Here is an 18474-nt window from a genome sequence, read left to right on the forward strand (position 1 = left end):
ACGGACATGGGCAAGCTGGACGGGCGGGTCGTCCTGGTCACCGGGGCGGCGCGCGGGCAGGGCGAGCAGGAGGCGCGGCTCTTCGCGGCCGAGGGCGCGCAAGTCGTCGTCGCCGACGTGCTGGTCGAGCAGGGCGAGGCGCTGGTCAAGGAGTTGGGCGAGGAGTTCGGTGAGGGCGCCGCCCGGTTCGTGCGGCTGGACGTCGGGAGCGAGGAGGACTGGGCCGCAGCCGTCGCGGCGGCCAAGGACGCCTTCGGGAAGATCGACGGACTCGTCAACAACGCGGGCATCCTGCGCTTCAACGAGCTGGTCAACACCCCGCTGGCCGAGTTCGAGCAGGTGGTGCGGGTCAATATGACGGGCGCGTTCCTCGGGATACGCGCCGTCGCACCCGAGATCGAGGCCGCGGGCGGCGGGACGATCGTCAACACGTCCTCGTACACCGGTCTCACCGGCATGCCCCTGGTCGGCGCGTACGCCGCGACCAAGCACGCGGTGCTGGGGCTGACCAAGGTCGCCGCCATGGAGCTGGCGGGGAAGGGCATCCGGGTCAACGCCGTCTGCCCGGGGGCCGTCGACACCGCGATGAGCAACCCGGCGCTGCTGGACGCGGACGCCGACCTGTCGACGTCGAGCGCGGCCCTGGACGCGTACTACCGCAAGCTCGTGCCGATGGGGCGGATCGGCCGGCCCGAGGAGGTCGCCGCACTGGTCCTGTTCCTGACCGGCCCGGATTCCTCGTACGTCACCGGGCAGCCGTTCGTCGTGGACGGCGGGTGGCTGGCGGGGGTCAGCCCGTTCTGACGAGACGTCAGGTATTGACGGGTCGCGGTGGCGGTGGAACAGTCGGTCGCATCGCAATCTGACGGTGCGTCAGAAAAGCTGTCGGAAGACTTGAGGACGGTGAACCTCCGTGGAATTCGGGCTCTTTGTTCAGGGGTACGTGCCCGCCGCGCGTGCCAAGGTGGACCCCGAGGCAGAGCACAAGGCGCTGATCGAGGAGACCGAGTACGTCATCCAGGCGGACAAGTCCGGCTTCAAGTACGCCTGGGCCTCCGAGCACCACTTCCTGGAGGAGTACTCGCACCTCTCCGCCAACGACGTGTACCTCGGCTATCTCGCGCACGCCACCGAGCGCATCCACCTCGGCTCCGGCATCTTCAACCCGCTCGCGCCCGTCAACCACCCGGTGAAGGTCGCCGAGAAGGTCGCGATGCTCGACCATCTCTCGGAGGGGCGCTTCGAGTTCGGCACCGGGCGGGGTGCGGGCAGCCACGAGATCCTCGGGTTCATGCCGGGCATCACCGACATGAACCACACGAAGGAGCTGTGGGAGGAGACGATCGCCGAATTCCCGAAGATGTGGCTCCAGGACGAGTACGTCGGCTTCCAGGGCAAGCACTGGTCCCTGCCGCCGCGCAAGATCCTCCCGAAGCCGTACGGGAAGTCCCATCCGGCCATGTGGTACGCGGCCGGGTCGCCGTCCTCGTACGCCATGGCGGGCAAGAAGGGGCTCGGCGTGCTGGGCTTCAGCGTGCAGAAGGTCTCCGACATGGAGTGGGTCGTCGAGTCCTACAAGAACGCGGTCAAGGACGCCGAGCCGGTGGGCGCGTTCGTCAACGACAACGTGATGGTGACGTCCACCGCGATCTGCGCCGAGACGCACGCCGAGGCCGTGGAGATCGCGGTCGGCGGTGGGCTCAACTACCTCCAGTCGCTGCTGTTCCGCTACCACGACACGTTCCCCCGGCCGGAGGGGATTCCGGAGTGGCCGCAGCTGCTGCCGGAGTACACCGAGGAGATCGTCGAGCTGCTCATCGCGGAGGAGCTGATGATCTGCGGGGATCCCGACGAGGTGCTGAAGCAGTGCCGGCGGTGGGATCGGGCGGGGGCGGACCAGTTGAGCTTCGGGCTGCCGATCGGGATCAGTCCCGAGGACACGATGAACACGATCCGGTTGATCGGGGAGCACGTGATTCCGCAGATCGATACGGATCCCGTGCATCGGACCTCGCGGTTCCGGGCCGCGGGCTGACCCGCACGGGGCTCCGCCCCGGACCCCGCGCCTCAAGCGCCGGCGGGGCTGGTATCCGGGGCTCCGCCCCGGACCCCGCTCCTCAAACGCCGGAGAGGCTGAAAGGCCCGCCTCAAACGCCGGAGATGCTGAAAGCCGCGCCTGGATAGGCCGGGCGGCGTCTTCCCGGACCGTCGCCCTGATGAGCCGGGGTGCGTACCGCGGCCGAAAGCGTGCGCGCCCCGGCTGTCCCACCGAGCCGGAGAAGGAACCCCGAGAAGGGAACCGTCATGCTCGACCACCTCATCCGCCGCGCGACCGTCGTGGACGGCACCGGCGGGCCCGCCTACACCGCCGACGTCGGCATCCGCGACGGCCGGATCGCCGTCGTCGCCGAGCCGGGGACCCTCACCGGCGAGGCCGTCACCAGCGAGGACGCCGACGGGCTCGTCCTCGCCCCCGGCTTCGTCGACCCGCACACCCACTACGACGCCCAGCTCTTCTGGGACCCCTACGCCACCCCCTCCATGAACCACGGCGTCACCACCGTCGCGGGCGGCAACTGCGGGTTCACCCTCGCCCCGCTCCACCCCGACCGGCCCGAGGACGCCGACTACACCCGGCGGATGATGTCGAGGGTCGAGGGCATGGCGCTCGCCGCGCTGGAGGAAGGCGTCGACTGGACCTGGTCCACCTTCCGCGAGTACCTCGACGCCCTCGAAGGCCGCATCGCCGTCAACGCCGGGTTCATGGTCGGGCACTGCGCCCTGCGCCGGCATGTGATGGGCGCGGACGCGGTCGGGGGCCAGCCCACCCCCGCCCAGATGGACGCCATGCTCGCGCTCTTCCACGACGCGATGGACGCCGGGGCCTGGGGGCTCTCCACCACCCAGTCCTCCACCCACTCCGACGGTGACGGCGAGCCCGTCGCCTCCCGGCACGCCCGGCCCGAGGAGCTGCTCGCGCTGTCCCGCGCGGTCGGGGAGCACGAGGGGACCCAGCTCGAAGCCATCGTCGCCGGGTGCCTGGACCAGTTCTCCGACGAGGAGATCGACCTGTTCGTCGACATGACCGCCGCCGCCGGACGCCCGCTCAACTGGAACGTCCTCACCATCGACGCCGCCGTCCCCGAACGCGTACCGCGCCAGTTGATCCCGAGTGAGCGGGCCCGCCGCGCCGGCGGGCGGATCGTCGCCCTCACCATGCCGATCCTCACCCCGATGAACATGTCGCTCGGCACCTTCTGCGCCCTCAACCTCATCCCCGGCTGGGGTGAGATCCTCGCCCTCCCCGTCCCCGAGCGCATCGAACGCCTCCGGGACGCCGGCACCCGCGCCGAGATGCTGCGCCGCGCCGACAGCAAGGAGGCCGGGGTCTTCCGCCGGCTCGCGAACTTCGGCCGGTACGTCATCGGGGACACCTACAGCGCCGCCAACGAGGGGCTCAGCGGACGCGTCGTCAACGACATCGCCGCCGAGCGCGGCCAGGACGCCTTCCACTGCCTGGTCGAGATCTGCGCCGCCGACGACCTGCGAACGGTCCTGTGGCCGATGCCCACCGACAACGACCCGGACTCCTGGGCGCTGCGGCAGCGGACCTGGGAGCACGAGGACGTCCTGCTCGGCGGCTCCGACGCGGGCGCGCACCTGGACCGGATGTGCGGGGCCCCGTACACCACGCGCTTCCTCGGCGACTGTCTGCGGGGGCGGAAACTCGTCTCCCTGACCGCCGCCGTGAAGATGCTCACCGACGATCCGGCCCGCCTGTTCGGGCTGCGTGAGCGCGGGCGGATCGAGGAGGGCTTCCACGCCGACCTCGTCCTCTTCGACCCCGAGCGGATCGACGCCGGGCCCGCCACCCTCGTCCACGACCTGCCGGGGGACAGCCCGCGCCTGGACTCCAAGGCCATCGGGATCGTCTCCGTACGCGTCAACGGGGTCGAGACCCTGCGCGACGACAAGGTGACGGGGGCGGTGCCGGGGACGGTGCTGCGCTCGGGCCGCGACACCCGGACGGTGAGTACGGCGTGAGCGACAGCAGCCCCGGCAGGCTCTTCATCGGCGGGGAGTGGACCGAGCCCGCCGCCGGGCACTACGAGGTCATCGACCCCGCCACCGAGGAGGTCGTCGGCCTCGCCCCCGAGGCGAGCCGCGCCCAGGTGTACGAGGCCGCCGCGGCAGCGCGTGACGCCTTCGGGCCCTGGTCGCGGACCCGGCCCGAGGAGCGTGCCGCGATCCTCGACCGGGCCGCCGACATCGTCCAGCGGGACTTCCCCGCCCACGCCGAGGTCGCGCGGGCCGAGAGCGGCGCCACCGCCTCCACCGCCCGGTCCATGCAGGTGGGGGTGGGCATCGCCCGCTTCCGGCGGTACGCGCGCGGGGCTCTGGAACCCGTCGAGGAGGCCGTCGCACCCCAGATCAACGAGGCCGGGCCGATGGGGCGGGCCGGGATCTTCGGGGCGCTGGCCGTCCGCCGGCCGGTCGGCGTGATCACGTGCATCACCTCGTACAACAACCCCTGGGCCAACCCGGCGGGCAAGATCGCGCCGGCGCTCGCGATGGGCAACACGGTCGTGGTGAAGCCCGCCCCGCAGGACCCGCTCTCCGTCTACCGGATGGCCGCCGCCCTCGCGGAGGCGGGTGTTCCGCCGGGCGTCGTGAACGTCGTCACCGGGTCGGGCGCGGAGGTGGGGGAGGCCGCGGTCGACTCCGCCGATGTCGACATGGTCAGCTTCACCGGGTCCACCGCCGTGGGGCAGCGCATCGCGGAGGTGTGCGGGCGCGGGATGAAGCGGCAGCTGATGGAGCTGGGCGGCAAGGGGGCGGCGCTCGTCCTCGACGACGCCGATCTGGACTCCGCCGTCGCGGGCATCGGCACGACGTTCTCCTTCTACAGCGGACAGATCTGTACGGCTCCGACCCGCGTCCTGGTCCACCGGTCCCGGCAGGACGAGCTGATCGCCGCGCTCACCGCGTACGCGAACCGGCTCACCGTCGGCGACCCCCGCGACCGGGCCACCGTCGTCGGCCCGGTCATCTCCGCCGCCCACCGCGACCGCGTCGAGGCGTACGTGGAGCTCGGCCGGAAGGAGGGCGCGCGGGTCGTCACGGGCGGCGTCCGGCCCGGCCACCTGGACCGGGGCTTCTACGCGGCGCCCACGCTGCTGGCCGACTGCACCCCGGACATGCGGGTGGTCCGCGAGGAGATCTTCGGGCCGGTCGTGGTGGTCGTCCCCTTCGACGACGAGGAGGAGGGCGTCGCCCTGGCCAACGACAGCGACTACGGCCTCATCGACTACGTGTGGTCCGGCGACGTGGCCCGCGCCTTCCGGATCGCCCGCCGGCTGCGCGCGGGCGGGGTCGGCGTCAACACTGTCGGGCGGAACATGGAGGCCCCGTTCGGCGGGTTCAAGAAGAGCGGGGTGGGGCGGGACGTGGGCTCGTACGCGCTGCACGCCTACAGCGAGACGCAGGCGATCGTCTGGCCCGGCTGAGAGCGCCTCCACGGGGCGCGGGAAAATTTTGAATCAGTACAAAACGGACAGTGCTGCGATTACCGTACGTCGTCACGCCGCGCTGAGTGGCATGCATTGCAAGGCTTCGCGTGAATGTGACCTTGAATTGATGAGGTGTTCAGGAGGAGTTGGCTGATATATCCAAGGGTGAGACGTTGCAGTCTCACGCTCCGGATGTGGATATCGCAGCGCATAGCGTCCTCCTCATGACTCAGCTGGACGCACGGCCAGGGGCCGGAGACACGGTACGGGGAAGTGCCCCGGCCGACGGTGGTGACGGCCGCGGTGGCGTCCGGGGCAAGGGGCTCGGCGGGAACTCCGTCGGCCTCATGGGCAGCGCCGTCATCGGCGTTTCCACCGTCGCCCCCGTCTACTGCCTGACCTCCACCCTCGGCTCCACCGCCGGAGAGGTCGGCGTGCAGATGCCCGCCGTCTTCCTGGCCGGGTTCCTGCCGATGCTGCTCGTGGCCTTCGCCTACCGCGAGCTGAACCGGGCGATGCCGGACTGCGGCACCTCCTTCACCTGGACGGTGAAGGCGTTCGGCCCGCGCGTCGGCTGGATGTGCGGCTGGGGCCTGGTGATCGCGACGATCATCGTGCTGTCCAACCTGGCGGGCGTCGCCACCTCGTACTTCTGGCTGCTCGCGGGGGAGATCACCGGCAGCGCGTCGGTCGCCGCCCTGGACGACAGCAAGCCGGTCCACATCCTCACCTGCCTGGTCCTCATCGCCGTCGCCACCGCCATCAGCTACCGGGGCATGACCGCCACCAAGGGCATCCAGTACGCCCTGGTCGGGCTCCAGTTGGTCGTCCTCGCCGTGTTCGTGACGATGGCCCTGAGCAAGGCGGGCAGCGGCGGACCGGACTTCGCCTCCTCGCTCGACTTCTCCTGGTCCTGGCTGAACCCCTTCGCCGTCCAGTCCTTCGCGGCCTTCACCGCCGGGCTGTCCCTCTCGATCTTCATGTTCTGGGGCTGGGACGCCTGCCTGACCGCCAACGAGGAGACCACCGGCAGCGAGAAGACCCCCGGCCGCGCCGCCCTCATCGCGATGGTCGTCCTGGTCGGCTCCTACCTCGCCACCGGCATCGCCGCGCAGATGGCCGTCGGTTCCGGCACCTCCGGGCTCGGCCTCGCCAACCCGGACACCTCCGACAACGTCTTCGCCGCCCTCGCCGGACCGGTGATGGGCCCCGGCCTCGGCGTCCTGCTCTTCCTCGCGGTCCTCGCCTCGGCCGCCGCCAGCCTCCAGACCACGTTCATCCCGGTCGCCCGCACGGTGCTCGCGATGTCCGCGTACGAGGCGATGCCGGCCTCGTACGCCAAGGTCCACCCCCGCTTCAAGACCCCTGGCCGGGCGACGATCACGGCGGGCATCGGCACCGGCGTCTTCTACACCGTGATGACCCTGGTCAGCGAGCACGTCCTGGTCGACACCATCTACGCGCTCGGCCTCATGATCTGCTTCTACTACGCGCTGACCGCCTTCGCCTGCGCCTGGTACTTCCGCGCCGAACTGACCCGCTCCGCCCGGGACCTCGTCTTCAAGGGCCTCTTCCCGCTGCTCGGCGGCGCCCTGCTCGCCGCCGTCTTCGCCAAGACCCTCTACGACATGTGGGACCCGGCGTACGGCTCCGGATCCTCGGTCCTCGGCGTCGGATCGGTGTTCGTCATCGGGGTGGGGCTGCTGCTCCTCGGCGTGGTGCTGATGGTCGCGATGGAGCGCCGCAGCCCGGCGTTCTTCCGGGGCGAGATCCTGACGAAGGAGACCCCGGCCCTCGTGGTCGAGGACTGATCCCCCGGGGCCGCGCGACGCCTCGTACGATGAGGCCATGACGCGAGGTTCGACGGGGCGATGGCTCCAGGTGGTCGGTATCGCCCACGGCGCCATCGGCGCGGTGATCTACCGCGACGTGCTCGCCGACCTGGGGCGGGACGTGGTCGACTCCGTGCCCGACCGGGGCGACCGTGCCGCCGCCTTCTGGTTCATGGCCGCCGCCCCCACCCTGTGGCTGGGCGGCCGGCTGCTGCGCTCGGCGGAGGAGCACGACGACATCCCGGCCCAGCGCGCGGCGGGCATCGCCCTGGCCGCCGTCGGCGTGGTCGGCACGGTGGCGATGCCGAAGAGCGGGTTTCCGAGCCTGGTGGGGATCGGCGGCGTCCTGCTGCGCAGGTCGCTGCGGTCCGGGAGCGCGTAGGCGCGCACGGCGAGCGCCGGAGCGGCCGGAACCCCCGGGACCGCCCCGGCGCCGAAGAGTCCGGGACCTACGGCCGCCAGTAACCCAGCGCGTTCACCCGGTCCTTGGGCAGGCCCAGCTCCTTACGGAGGTACGCCGACAGGGTCCGGGTGGTCGCCGTGTCGCAGGCGACCCAGACGTACGCGTCCGTGCGGTCCTCGCCCAGCAGCTCCGGCAGGGCCGCCCTCACCTCGGAGACGAGCTGCGCGCCCGCCTCGCGGCGCTCCACGTGGTGCAGGGTGTGGTGGGCCCCGTCGAGGCGGAACGGCAGCTTCCGGTCCTCCTCGTGCGCGGTCTCGAACCAGATCGTCGCCGGGGTCGACGGGACCGCGTCCAGCAGGGAGTTGATCGCCGGCAGCGCCGCCGCGTCACCGATCACGAAGAGCCGCGAGGGCGCAGGGTCGGGCAGGGCGAAGCCGGTGCCCTGAAGCGTCGCGTCGATCGTTTCGCCGATCCCGACGGTCTTCGCCCAGTCGCAGGCAGGGCCCTCGTGCAGGGCGAATTCCAGACTGAACGTGCCCGTCTCCGGATCGGGATCGACCAGGGTGTAGGCGCGCTGATGGGGTTTGCCGTCCTTCTCGAACCACAGCCGCACCCACATCGTCGGGTGCGCCCCGCCCGTCGCGGCGAGCAGCCCGCCGTCGGTCACGTGCACCCGGCGGAAGCGGTCCGTGACCTGTTCCGTACCGGTCACCGTGAAGGTGAAGTCACGCCCCCTGAACAGTTTGAGAACGACGCCTTCCCAGCCATGCCCCACGGTGTCTCCTGCCTCGCCCCGGTGCCCCGGCCCACTGCCCAAAAGGTCACTTTAGGTTAGGCTAACCTAAATTCCGGGGGCTGGGGAGTGGCTGAAAACCACCGGATGCAGGGGATGGGCGAAACGATGACGAACGGCGTCGACAGCGAGAGACCGGGCACGGGCGCAAGCACCGGTTCCGAGGCGCCCCAGGGCGACGCGCAAGCGTCCCGCGAGGACTTCGAGGTCTTTCGCGACGACTGGGGGATACCGCACCTGCGGGCCGCCGACGCCCTCGCGCTGGCCCGCGCCCAGGGGTACGTCACCGCCCTCGACCGGGCCTGGCAACTGGAGACCGAGCGGCACCGGTTGCTCGGTACCAGCGCCTCCGGCCTCGGTGCGGAAGCCGTCGACTGGGACCGGTTCGTCCGGCGAGCCCGGCTCGCCGACACCGCCCGACGCTGCTTCGACCGCCTCGGGCCGGAGACCGCCCTCTGGGTGGGGGCGTACGTCGACGGCGTCAACGACGGACTCGCCGAAGGGGCCTCCCGCACACCCGAGTTCGCTGCGGTGGGCCTCGCCCCGGGCCGCTGGGAGCCCTGGACCCCGCTCGGCGTCTGGCTCTCCACGCACATCCTGTTCGCCGGTTTCCCGACCAAACTCTGGCGCGAAGAGGTCGCCCGCCGGCTCGGCGACGACCGGATGACCCTCTTCGCGACCGACGGCCCCGGCACCGCCGGCAGCAATGGCTGGCTGCTCACCGGCGCCCGCACCGCCACCGGGGCCCCGCTCCTCGCGGGCGACCCGCACCGCTTCATCGAGGCCCCCGGCGTCTACCAGCAGATCCGGCTCGCCTGCCCCGAGTTCGACGTCGTCGGCCTCGCGGTCCCCGGCATCCCCGGCATCGCCCACTTCGGGCACAGCGGCGGCGTCGCCTGGGCGATCACCAACGCCATGGCCGACTATCAGGACCTCTACCGGGAGCAGTTGCGCCGCACTCCGGACGGCGGGGTGGAGGCGCTCGGCCCGGACGGCTGGCGCCGGGTCCACGCCCACACCGAGACGATCGAGGTGGCGGGGTCGGACCCGGAGACGGTCGAGGTGATCGAGACCGACCGGGGGCCGGTGATCACCGGAGGCCCGGGCGGTGGCCCGGGCGGGGGCCCGGACGCCGACGCCTCCGCCGAGGGCCTTTCCGTCAGCCTCCGCCACCCGCCCCGCGTCACCGGCGAGTTGGGCTTCGATGTGCTGCCCGCACTGCTCCGGGCCCGTACGGTCGCCGACCTCGACACCGCCCTCGACCGCTGGGTCGAACCCGTCAACGTGGTCCTGGCCGCCGACACCGCCGGGGGAACCCTGCACCGGGTCGCCGGACACGTCCCGGTGCGCCCGTACGTCAACAGGCTGCGGGTCGTCCCGGCCGATGACCCCGCGTACGGCTGGCGCGAGGGCGAGGCCGTCCCCCTGCCCCGTACCGGGGCGGTCGGCCCCGGCGGGATCGCCGTGATGGCCAATGAGCGCGGCCTCGCCGCCCCGCTCGGGGTGGAGTTCGCGCCCCCGCACCGGGCCCGCCGCATCCGGGAGCTGCTCGGCGCGCGCACGGACTGGTCGCCCGCCGCGCTGGCCGCCGTCCACACCGACACCCGCCTCGCCTCGTCCCGCCCCCTGCTGTCCCTGCTGGCCGGGTCCCCCGACCTCGGCCCCGCCGCCGAGCGCCTCCGGGACCGGCTGCTGCGCTGGGACCGCCACATGGACGCGGACAGCACCGACGCGACCCTCTACGCCCGCCTCCGCACCGACGTCGTCCACCGGCTGTCCTGCCACCCCGCCCTCAAGGGCGTCACGGGTGCGGACGACCCGTGCCGCTCGGCCGCGTACCCGGCGCTCTTCCGCCCCTGGCTCGCCGCCGTCCCCCGCATCGGCTACGCCCTGGAGAGCCTGCTCACCGTCGGACTCCTGCCGTACGAGGACCGGTTGGCGCTGGTCGCGGCCTCGGCGGAGGCCGTCGCCGCGGCGGCCGAGGAGACGCCGCCAGGACCGTGGGGCGAGCTGCACCGGCTGTCCCCCTGGCAGGCCCTGCCGGACCTCACGCCCGACGACGAGGAGGCCAGGCCGGGGCTCGCGGGCGACCACGACTGCGTGCTGTCCACCTCCGCCGTCCCCGGCGTCACCGACCTGTTCGCCCGGGGCCCGGCCGCCCGTTACGTCTGGGACCTGGCCCGCCGCGAGGACAGCCGGTGGGTGGTTCCGTTCGGCGCGTCCGGAGTCCCCGGATCCGCCCACCACCGCGACCAGACGCCGCTGTGGGCGCGGGGCGCGCTCATCCCGGTCGTCACGGACTGGAACCTGCTGCACCCGACGACCCGCCACCCGGAGGAGACCCCCGCCATGACCGCCACCACCGCCACCGCGGCCACCGCCGACCCCACCGTCCCCGCCCTCCGTGCGGCCGTCCACGAGCAGAAGGTCGAGGGCTTCGGAACGGTCCGCCTGGTCCCCGTCGACCCCGCGGCCGACCTGGACCTGCTGCACGGCTGGGTCACCGAGGAGCGGGCCCGCTTCTGGGGCATGGGCGGCCACACCCGCGAGCAGGTGCGGGAGATCTACGAGTACGTCGACTCGCTCGCCACGCACCACGCCTACCTCGCCCTGCGCGACGGGGTCCCGGCCGCGCTCTTCCAGACGTACGAGCCGGACGCCGACCCGGTCGGCGAGTGCTACGACGTACGGCCCGGCGACTTCGGCATCCACCTGCTGATCGCGCCCGCCGAGGGCGAGGGAGCGGTGACCGGGTACACGGACGCCCTCCTCACCGCGTTCATCGGCTTCGTCTTCGGCGACCCGGCCCGCCTGCGGGTCGTCGTTGAGCCCGACGCCCGCAACGAGAAGGCCCTCGCGCGGATGGTCCGGGCCGGATTCGAGCTGGGCCCGGAGATCGTGAAGCCGGAGAAGACGGCCCGGCTCGCGTTCCTGACGAGGGAGGCCGCGCTGCGACTCGCGTAGCGCGGAGGGGCCTGAGGCGCCGGGCCCGCCCCGTGCCTAAGGCTGCGGGTCCGCCCCGTGCCTAAGGCTGCGGGTCCGCCCCGTCCGGGTGCAGTGCGCCCCCCGGCCGGAACAGCCGCTTGGCCACCGCGTGCCCGGCCTCCGCCGCCATCCGGAACCACGGCTCCGCCGCCGCCAGCCCCTCGCGGTGCTCGACCAGGCGGCCCAGCTCCCACATCGACTCCACGTCACCGGCCCGCACCGCCTGCCGCAGCAGCCGCTCGGCCGTGTCGGGGCGCCCCTCGGCCCGCGCGGTCAGGGCGAGCGCCCGCAGCCCCCGCACGGCCCGGGCGTCCCCGGCAGCGGCCGCCGCCGCGAGCTTCCCCGGATCGACGGGGCGGCGGGAACGGCTTCGGAACAGCAGCAGGATCCCGAGCACCCACATGATCCAGCTCAGGCTGATCAGCGTGCCGTTGCCGGTGACGACCCCCGTCAGGCTCAGCGCGCCGCCCGCCGGCAACAGGAAGTACCCCAGCCCCGGTCCCGGTCCCGGCCCCATCGCAACTCCTCTCCGCCCGCTCCCGACGCACACGGACGACGGTCTCGGATTTCCTTGTCGTACGGCATACCTTGGCCCTTCGCACGCATGACGCGCTGACGGACGACGGAGGTGTTCTCGATGCGGATCTCCACAACGATCTTCCTCACCGACGAGACGGTGACCCCGGTCAGGCTCGCCCGCGAGCTGGAACAGCGGGGGTTCGGCGGGCTGTATCTGCCCGAGCACACGCACATCCCGGTGATCCGCTCCACGCCGTACCCGATGGGCGGTGAGCTGCCCCGGGAGTACGGCCGCACCCTGGACCCGTTCGTCGCCCTCGGCCAGGCCGCCGCCGTCACCGAGCGCCTCGCCCTGGGCACCGGCATCACCCTGGTCGCCCAGCACGACCCGATCGACCTGGCCAAACAGGCGGCCACCCTGGACCACCTCTCCGGCGGCCGGTTCACCCTCGGCATCGGCTACGGCTGGAACGTCGAGGAGGCGGCCGACCACGGGGTGGAGTGGTCGACGCGCCGGGAGCAGGGGCGGGACCGGATGGCCCTGATGCGGGCCCTGTGGGCGGACGAGCCGACCGGGTACGAGGGCGCGTTCGGGTCGGTGCGGGCGAGCGAGGCGCACCCCAAGCCGGCCCAGCGGCCGCGCGGCCCGGTCAACGGCCCGCGCACCCTGATCGGCGGCGGGGCGGGCCCGAAGCTGTTCGCGCACATCGCGGAGTACGCGGACGGCTGGCTGCCCATCGGCGGCGGGGGCCTCACCGAGTCCCTGCCGAAGCTGCGGACGGCCTGGGAGGAGGCCGGGCGCGACCCGAAGGGCCTCCAGGTGGTGCCGTACGCGGTGCTGCCCAGCCCGGGGAAGCTCGCCCACTACGCGGAGCTGGGCATCGAGGAGGTCGTGCTCCAGCTGCCCCCGGCGGAGGAGGCGGAGGTCCTGCGGACGCTGGACGACTACGCCGCGTTTCTCTGACGGCTACGCCGCGTATCCCTGACGGTCACGCCGCGTTCTCTGACGGCTACGCCGCGTACCCCCGCGGAGGGGTGCCCGGGGCCGCCGGTGCAACCGGGCGCGCCCACAAGGCATCCTTGTTCATCGGGGAACGCATACGCGGGCCCGGTCGGCGGGCGCCCCGCCGTACGGACCGGAGCCCGCCCGGGTGGGGAGTGGAATGAACAGGCCGTTGCGGCACATAGCCATCTTCTGCGGGCTGCTGGTGCTGGCCCTGCTGCTGCGGGCGAACTGGCTCCAGCACGTCGACCGCCAGGAGCTGGCCCAGCACGAGCACAACGCCCGGGTGCGGTTCGAACGGTTCGCCACCCCGCGCGGCGACATCATCGTCGGCGGCAAGGCGATCACCGGATCGAAGGAGACCGAGAGCCGGGACTACGCCTTCCTGCGGACCAACAAGGACGGTGCGATGTACGCGCCCGTCACCGGGTACGCCTCCCAGTCCCGGGGCACCTCGCTGCTGGAGCGGACCTACGACAGCGTCCTCAGCGGCCAGGACGACCGGTTCGCCTTCCGGCACGCCAAGGACATCCTGACGGGGCAGCCCCGGCGCGGCGGCGACGTGATCACCACGATCGATGCCAAGGCGCAGAAGGCGGCCTACAAGGGCCTGACGGACCTGGGCGCCCGGGGCGCGGTGGTCGCCCTGGACCCGCGCACCGGCAAGGTGCTGTCCCTGGTCTCCACGCCCTCGTACGACCCCGAGACCTTCGCCGGGATCTCGTTCAAGGAGAGCGACCGCTTCACGGCGCTGGAGAAGAAGAAGGGCAAGCCGCTGGCCAACCGCCCGCTGCGCGAGACCTACCCGCCCGGCTCCACCTTCAAGATCCTCACGGCCGCGGCGGCGCTGGAACACGGCGTGGTCACGGACGTGGACGCCAAGACGGACGCGGTCTCGCCGTATCCCCTCCCGCTCTCCAGCAACAAGATCGGCAGCGAGGCGGGCGACGCGCTGTGCAACAAGGCGTCGATGAAGACCGCCATGCAGTACTCCTGCAACAACGTCTTCCTCGACGCGGCGTCCGAACTGGGCGAGGACCGGATGCGGGAGACGGCGGAGAAGTTCGGCTTCAACGAGGACGTGTACGCGGAGGAGTTCGGCGACATGCTCGCCACGAAGAGCCTCTACCCGCCGAAGCTCGACAAGCCCGGCACGGCCCTCACCGGCATGGGCCAGGGCAGCCTCACCAGCACCCCGATGCAGATGGCGATGGTCACGGCGGCCCTCGCCAACGACGGCAAGCTGATGCAGCCCTACATCGTCGACGAGCTGCGCGGCCCGGACCTCTCCACGCTGGAGAAGAACGAGCCGATGGAGATGAGCCAGGCCGTCTCGTCCGAGACGGCGAAGAAGGTCCAGGAGATGATGGAGTACACCGCGAAGGAGGGCAGCGCCCAGCGCGCCCTGATCGACGGTGTGACGGTCGGCGGCAAGACGGGCACCGCCCAGCGCGGCGTGAACGTCCGCGACGAGGTCCCGTACGGCTGGTTCGTCAGCTACGGCAAGAAGGACGACGGCCGTTCGGTCGCGGTCGCCGTGTTCATCGACCCGACGGACATGGACATCTCCCGCTCCGACATCTCGGGCGGCCGGCTCGGCGCCCCGATCGCGAAGAGCGTGATGCAGGCGGTGCTGGGGGACTGAGACCCCCTGGGCCTCTCGTTCGGATCGGGCCGGATCGGGACCGTCGCGGCGGCTCCGAATTGACATGTCGTCCGGTCGCTCAGCTGTGCGATCATCATGTGCCCGCCCCTTCACAGGGCGGGCACATATCGCTGTGCTCAGAGGCCCGCCGAGCGAGCTGTCCGCGGAGACCCGGAGCACATCCTTCACCGCTCCGGGGGGAACGGACCCATGCCACCACCTCTGTGTACGGCCGCGAGATCCGCGGCCGTACACCGCACTTCTGCTCACGTTCACCGTTCTGGTCACGCTGCTGGTCCCGGTGGGGGCGGCGCGGGCGAGCACCGCCACCGCCACCGCCGCCACGACCGCCGCCGCCGAGGACTGCCCGTCCTTCCCGCTCTCCGCGTACGGCGAGCCCGCGCCCGAGGGGAACACGCTCACCCTCCCCGCCGACGGGACCGCCTGCTACACCTTCACCGTCGCGAAGCCCGGCCTGCACCGCCTCCTGGAGTCGGGCACCGGAAGCCACAACGTGTACACCACGGTCTACGATGGCGAGGAGCAGGTCGACTGCTACGACCCCGAGTGGGGCGAGGGCTGGTGCCGCCTGGAGCGCACCGGCACGTACACGCTGCGGCTGCTCAACAGCTGGGCGGACACCAGTGAGTTCACCTTCGGCCTGGTCCCGATCGGCACGGACGAGGGCTGCGCCGCCCCGATCCCGACCGGCTGGGACACCCCGCCCCTCGTGGCCCTGAGCGCGGGCCCGACGGCCGTCCAGTGCGTGCGGATCGAGGCGGAGCCGGGCGAGCGGCTCACCGACAACCTCACCACCACGAGGTCCGGCCACGGCCTCTCCTGGATCACCGACGAGACCGGCGCCCGGATCTGCCCGCACTTCAACGAGGACGACAGCGATGGCTGCGTGCTCCCGGGCGACGGCCCCTACCGCGTCCTGTCCCACGTCGTCGACGCGGAGGGCGGCTTCCCGGCCGAGTACGAGCTGAAGGTCCGCCGCATCTCCGACCCGGTCGGCTGCGCCCGGATCCCGGTCAACGCCTACAACTCCGCGCCCACCACCGTGACCCCGGCCACCGGCTGCAAGACGTTCACCGCGGCCCACGCCGGCCCCCACGAGGTCTACGCGGTCGACACCTCCCGTACCAAGCTCGCGGTCTACGACCGCGCCGGCAAGACCGTCTGCAATTCCTGGGACGGGTGCGATCTTCCCTCGGCCGGTGACTACACGGTCTACACCGACCAGGCCACCCTCGTCATCGACCGCGCGTCGGACGCCGGCTGCGGGCCCGCCGCCATGGGGCTGTACCGGTCCGGCTTCGCCTCGGCGGGGGAGATCGACTGCGTCTCCCTGGACCTTCCCACCGGGGCCCGGATGGCCGCGCTGAAGCCCCTCGGCGGGCCCGGCCCGCACCCCGATACGACGGTGTACGACGCCGGCGGCGCATACCAGTGCGAGGGGTCCGCCCTCAGGTCCGGCACCTGCGAGCTGGACGGCAAGGCGCCCTTCCGGCTGCAGATCTCCACCGACGACGACCCGGCGACCGGCGCCTACGCCCTGGCGCTGCACCGCACCGACGTCCCCTCCGGCTGCCCGGCCTTCCCGGCCGGCGACTTCACCGCACAGAGCCCGGCCGCCCGCATCACCACGGGCGACGGAGTCTTCTCGCAGTGCCTGAGCATCCCCGCCGACGCCCACAGAGGGTGGGAGAACATCCAGCTTCAGGCCGCGCCGGGGCAGACGCTGACAGCCGAGTTCACGGTGCTGGACGAGAAGGGCGTCCAGGCCTGCTCGATCTACCCCTCGACCAGCACCTGGACCACCTGCGAGCTGAAGCCCGGCGCCGCGTACACCGTGCTGTTCACGGGCCGGGACAGCAAGACCACCTACACGCTGACCCGAAGGGACGTCACCGCCACCGCGAAGGGCTGCACGCCCAACCCGGTGGTCCGGGCCGGCGGCCCCTCCTCGGGCGGCGCGATGGGCGCACCCGGCGAGCTGCGCTGCCGCCAGATCACGACCACCGATGCCAAGGACACCGTGCACGTCGATGTGCGCGACGCCCTGGGAACCGCGAACGTGGTGGTGTACAGCGCGAACGGCGAGGCCCTGTGCAACCGGAACCAGGCGTGCGCGGTCACCGGTTCCACCACCTACCAGGTCCTGGTCACCGTGCGCGCCGGACTGAAGGCCGCGCTCGACTACCGGTTCGACGCCGTGCGCATCGCCACCGCGGCCGGCCCCGCCGAAGGATGCGTCGCGGTGCCCAACGTCAGTTACGGGTACGGCCCCGTCACCGGCACCCTCGACGAGGCGCACAGCACCTTCTGCGCGGCGCTGCCGACCGCCTACCGCGACCGCTTCGACATGAAGATCAGCGACACCGACGGCGCCGAGGCGACGGCGGTCCCCTCGCTCTACGACGCCAGCCTCAACAACGGCTGCACCAGGTACATCCCCACCGGCTACCAGTGCGCCGTCAGCGAGCCCTACTCCAAGGACCCCACCCCCAGCACCCTGGTCCTGTCGCTTCCGGAGACCGCCGCCAAGACCTCGTACTCGGCGGAGGCCGTCTGCTCCGGCATCCGCTGCGGCGCGGAGACGGTCACCATCGGGACGGTCAGCCCGACCACCGCCGCTGCCGGTGGCAAAGCCACGGTGACGCTCACGGGCACGGCGCTGCACAAGGACGACATCGTCCGCCTGAGCCTCGGCGGCAAGAAGGTGGAGTCAACGACCACCGCCGTCTCCGCCGACCGCAGGACGCTTACAGCGGTCCTCGACCTGACCGGCGCCTCGACCGGCGTCTGGAGCGTCTCCGTCATCACGCACAACGGCGTCGAGCACCCGCGGGGTTCGTTCACCGTCACCCCCGCGCGGCTCGCCTCCACCCAGCCGCCGGTGATCACCGGGGCGGCCAAGGTCGGCGCGACGCTGAGCGCGAGCACCGGTTCCTGGACGGTGACGCCGTCCTCGTACGCCTACCAGTGGAAGGCGGACGGTGCGGCGATCTCCGGTGCGACGGCCGCCACGTACGCGGTACCGGCGACGCAGCTCGGCAAGAAGATCACCGTCACCGTCACCGCTCGCCGCACCGGCGACCCGGACGCCCAGGGGACCTCGACGGCCGTCACGGTCGCCAAGGGCGACGCCCCGAAGGCCACGGTCGCGCCGGTCGTCTCCGGCACCGCCAAGGTCGGGGCGACGCTCGGGGTCGGCCGCGGCGCCTGGGCGCCGAAGCCCTCCTCGTGGGCCTACCAGTGGAAGGCGGACGGCGTCGCGATCTCCGGTGCGACGGCCACCACGTACGCCGTGCCCGCGTCGCAGCTCGGCAAGAAGATCACCGTCACCGTCACCGCCCGGCTGACGGGGCACGCCGACGGCAGCGCGACGAGCGCGGCGGTCACGGTCGCCAAGGGCGACGCCCCGAAGGCGACGATCGCGCCGGTGATCTCCGGCACGGCCAAGGTGGGGTCCACGCTCACCGTAGGCCGGGGCGCGTGGGCGCCGAAGCCGTCGTCCTGGGCCTACCAGTGGTACGCCAATGGCGCGGCCATCTCCGGGGCCACCGCCGCCACACTGCCGCTCAAGGCGGCCCAGCGGGGCCGGACGATCACGGTGAAGGTCACCGCGCACCTCACCGGCCACGCCAGTGGGTCGGCGGTCAGCAAGGCGACGAAGGCGGTCGCCGCCTAGGCCGCTCGGCCGGACCGCGACCAGGGGCGGCCTCCCACCGGACATCCGGTGGGAGGCCGCCGTGGTTTCCGGGGGCCGGCTCGCGGG

11 protein-coding genes and 1 pseudogene are annotated in these 18474 nt (G+C 72.2%); 10 read left to right on the forward strand and 2 right to left on the reverse strand.

Features of this window, described 5'->3' with window-relative positions:
- Positions 1 to 6: 6 nt before the first annotated feature.
- The 6 genes from ACIQRW_RS33675 (at position 7) to ACIQRW_RS33700 (ending at position 7724) form a co-directional block, all read left to right on the forward strand.
- On the forward strand, positions 7 to 804 hold the full coding sequence (locus ACIQRW_RS33675) for an SDR family NAD(P)-dependent oxidoreductase (RefSeq protein ID WP_403767839.1): 798 nt from the start codon (positions 7 to 9) through the stop codon (positions 802 to 804).
- A gap of 109 nt (positions 805 to 913) precedes the next feature.
- Complete coding sequence (locus ACIQRW_RS33680; RefSeq protein WP_073871763.1) at positions 914 to 2035, forward strand: LLM class flavin-dependent oxidoreductase; 1122 nt, start codon at positions 914 to 916, stop codon at positions 2033 to 2035.
- 269 nt (positions 2036 to 2304) lie between these two features.
- A complete protein-coding gene (locus ACIQRW_RS33685; RefSeq protein ID WP_403767842.1) occupies positions 2305 to 4044 on the forward strand; it encodes an amidohydrolase family protein in 1740 nt (579 codons plus the stop codon).
- Complete coding sequence (locus ACIQRW_RS33690) at positions 4041 to 5507, forward strand: aldehyde dehydrogenase family protein (RefSeq protein WP_403767845.1); 1467 nt, start codon at positions 4041 to 4043, stop codon at positions 5505 to 5507. The genes ACIQRW_RS33685 and ACIQRW_RS33690 overlap by 4 nt, the downstream gene beginning before the upstream one ends.
- A 227-nt stretch (positions 5508 to 5734) precedes the next feature.
- Positions 5735 to 7321: an APC family permease gene (locus ACIQRW_RS33695; protein ID WP_403767848.1), complete on the forward strand. Its 1587-nt coding sequence runs from the start codon at positions 5735 to 5737 to the stop codon at positions 7319 to 7321.
- Positions 7322 to 7358: 37 nt separating this feature from the next.
- The gene (locus ACIQRW_RS33700; protein ID WP_403767851.1) at positions 7359 to 7724 is read left to right on the forward strand and encodes a DUF6463 family protein; all 366 of its coding nucleotides are present in this window, start codon (positions 7359 to 7361) and stop codon (positions 7722 to 7724) included.
- 67 nt (positions 7725 to 7791) lie between these two features.
- On the opposite strand, the gene ACIQRW_RS33705 is transcribed toward ACIQRW_RS33700, so the two are convergent.
- Positions 7792 to 8520, reverse strand: a complete 729-nt coding sequence (locus ACIQRW_RS33705; RefSeq protein WP_403767854.1) for a siderophore-interacting protein — start codon at positions 8518 to 8520, stop codon at positions 7792 to 7794.
- 114 nt (positions 8521 to 8634) lie between these two features.
- Between ACIQRW_RS33705 and ACIQRW_RS33710 the strand changes: the two genes are divergently transcribed.
- On the forward strand, positions 8635 to 11502 hold the full coding sequence (locus ACIQRW_RS33710; RefSeq protein WP_403767857.1) for a GNAT family N-acetyltransferase: 2868 nt from the start codon (positions 8635 to 8637) through the stop codon (positions 11500 to 11502).
- Positions 11503 to 11563: 61 nt separating this feature from the next.
- Here ACIQRW_RS33710 and ACIQRW_RS33715 read toward each other — a convergent pair whose 3' ends face one another.
- Positions 11564 to 12040 carry a sel1 repeat family protein gene (locus ACIQRW_RS33715; protein WP_403767859.1) on the reverse strand — a complete coding sequence of 159 codons (477 nt, stop codon included), beginning with the start codon at positions 12038 to 12040 and terminating at the stop codon, positions 11564 to 11566.
- Between the two features lie 120 nt (positions 12041 to 12160).
- On the opposite strand from ACIQRW_RS33715, the gene ACIQRW_RS33720 reads away from it, so the two are divergent.
- The 3 genes and pseudogenes from ACIQRW_RS33720 (at position 12161) to ACIQRW_RS33730 (ending at position 18387) form a co-directional block, all read left to right on the forward strand.
- Positions 12161 to 13006: an LLM class F420-dependent oxidoreductase gene (locus ACIQRW_RS33720; protein WP_403767862.1), complete on the forward strand. Its 846-nt coding sequence runs from the start codon at positions 12161 to 12163 to the stop codon at positions 13004 to 13006.
- Between the two features lie 199 nt (positions 13007 to 13205).
- Complete coding sequence (locus ACIQRW_RS33725) at positions 13206 to 14690, forward strand: peptidoglycan D,D-transpeptidase FtsI family protein (RefSeq protein ID WP_403767865.1); 1485 nt, start codon at positions 13206 to 13208, stop codon at positions 14688 to 14690.
- Between the two features lie 210 nt (positions 14691 to 14900).
- A pseudogene (locus tag ACIQRW_RS33730) lies at positions 14901 to 18387 on the forward strand (hypothetical protein).
- Positions 18388 to 18474: the final 87 nt, after the last annotated feature.

Origin of the sequence: Streptomyces sp. NPDC091287, assembly GCF_044768525.1 — a bacterium.
In the GTDB taxonomy this organism is placed as follows: domain Bacteria; phylum Actinomycetota; class Actinomycetes; order Streptomycetales; family Streptomycetaceae; genus Streptomyces.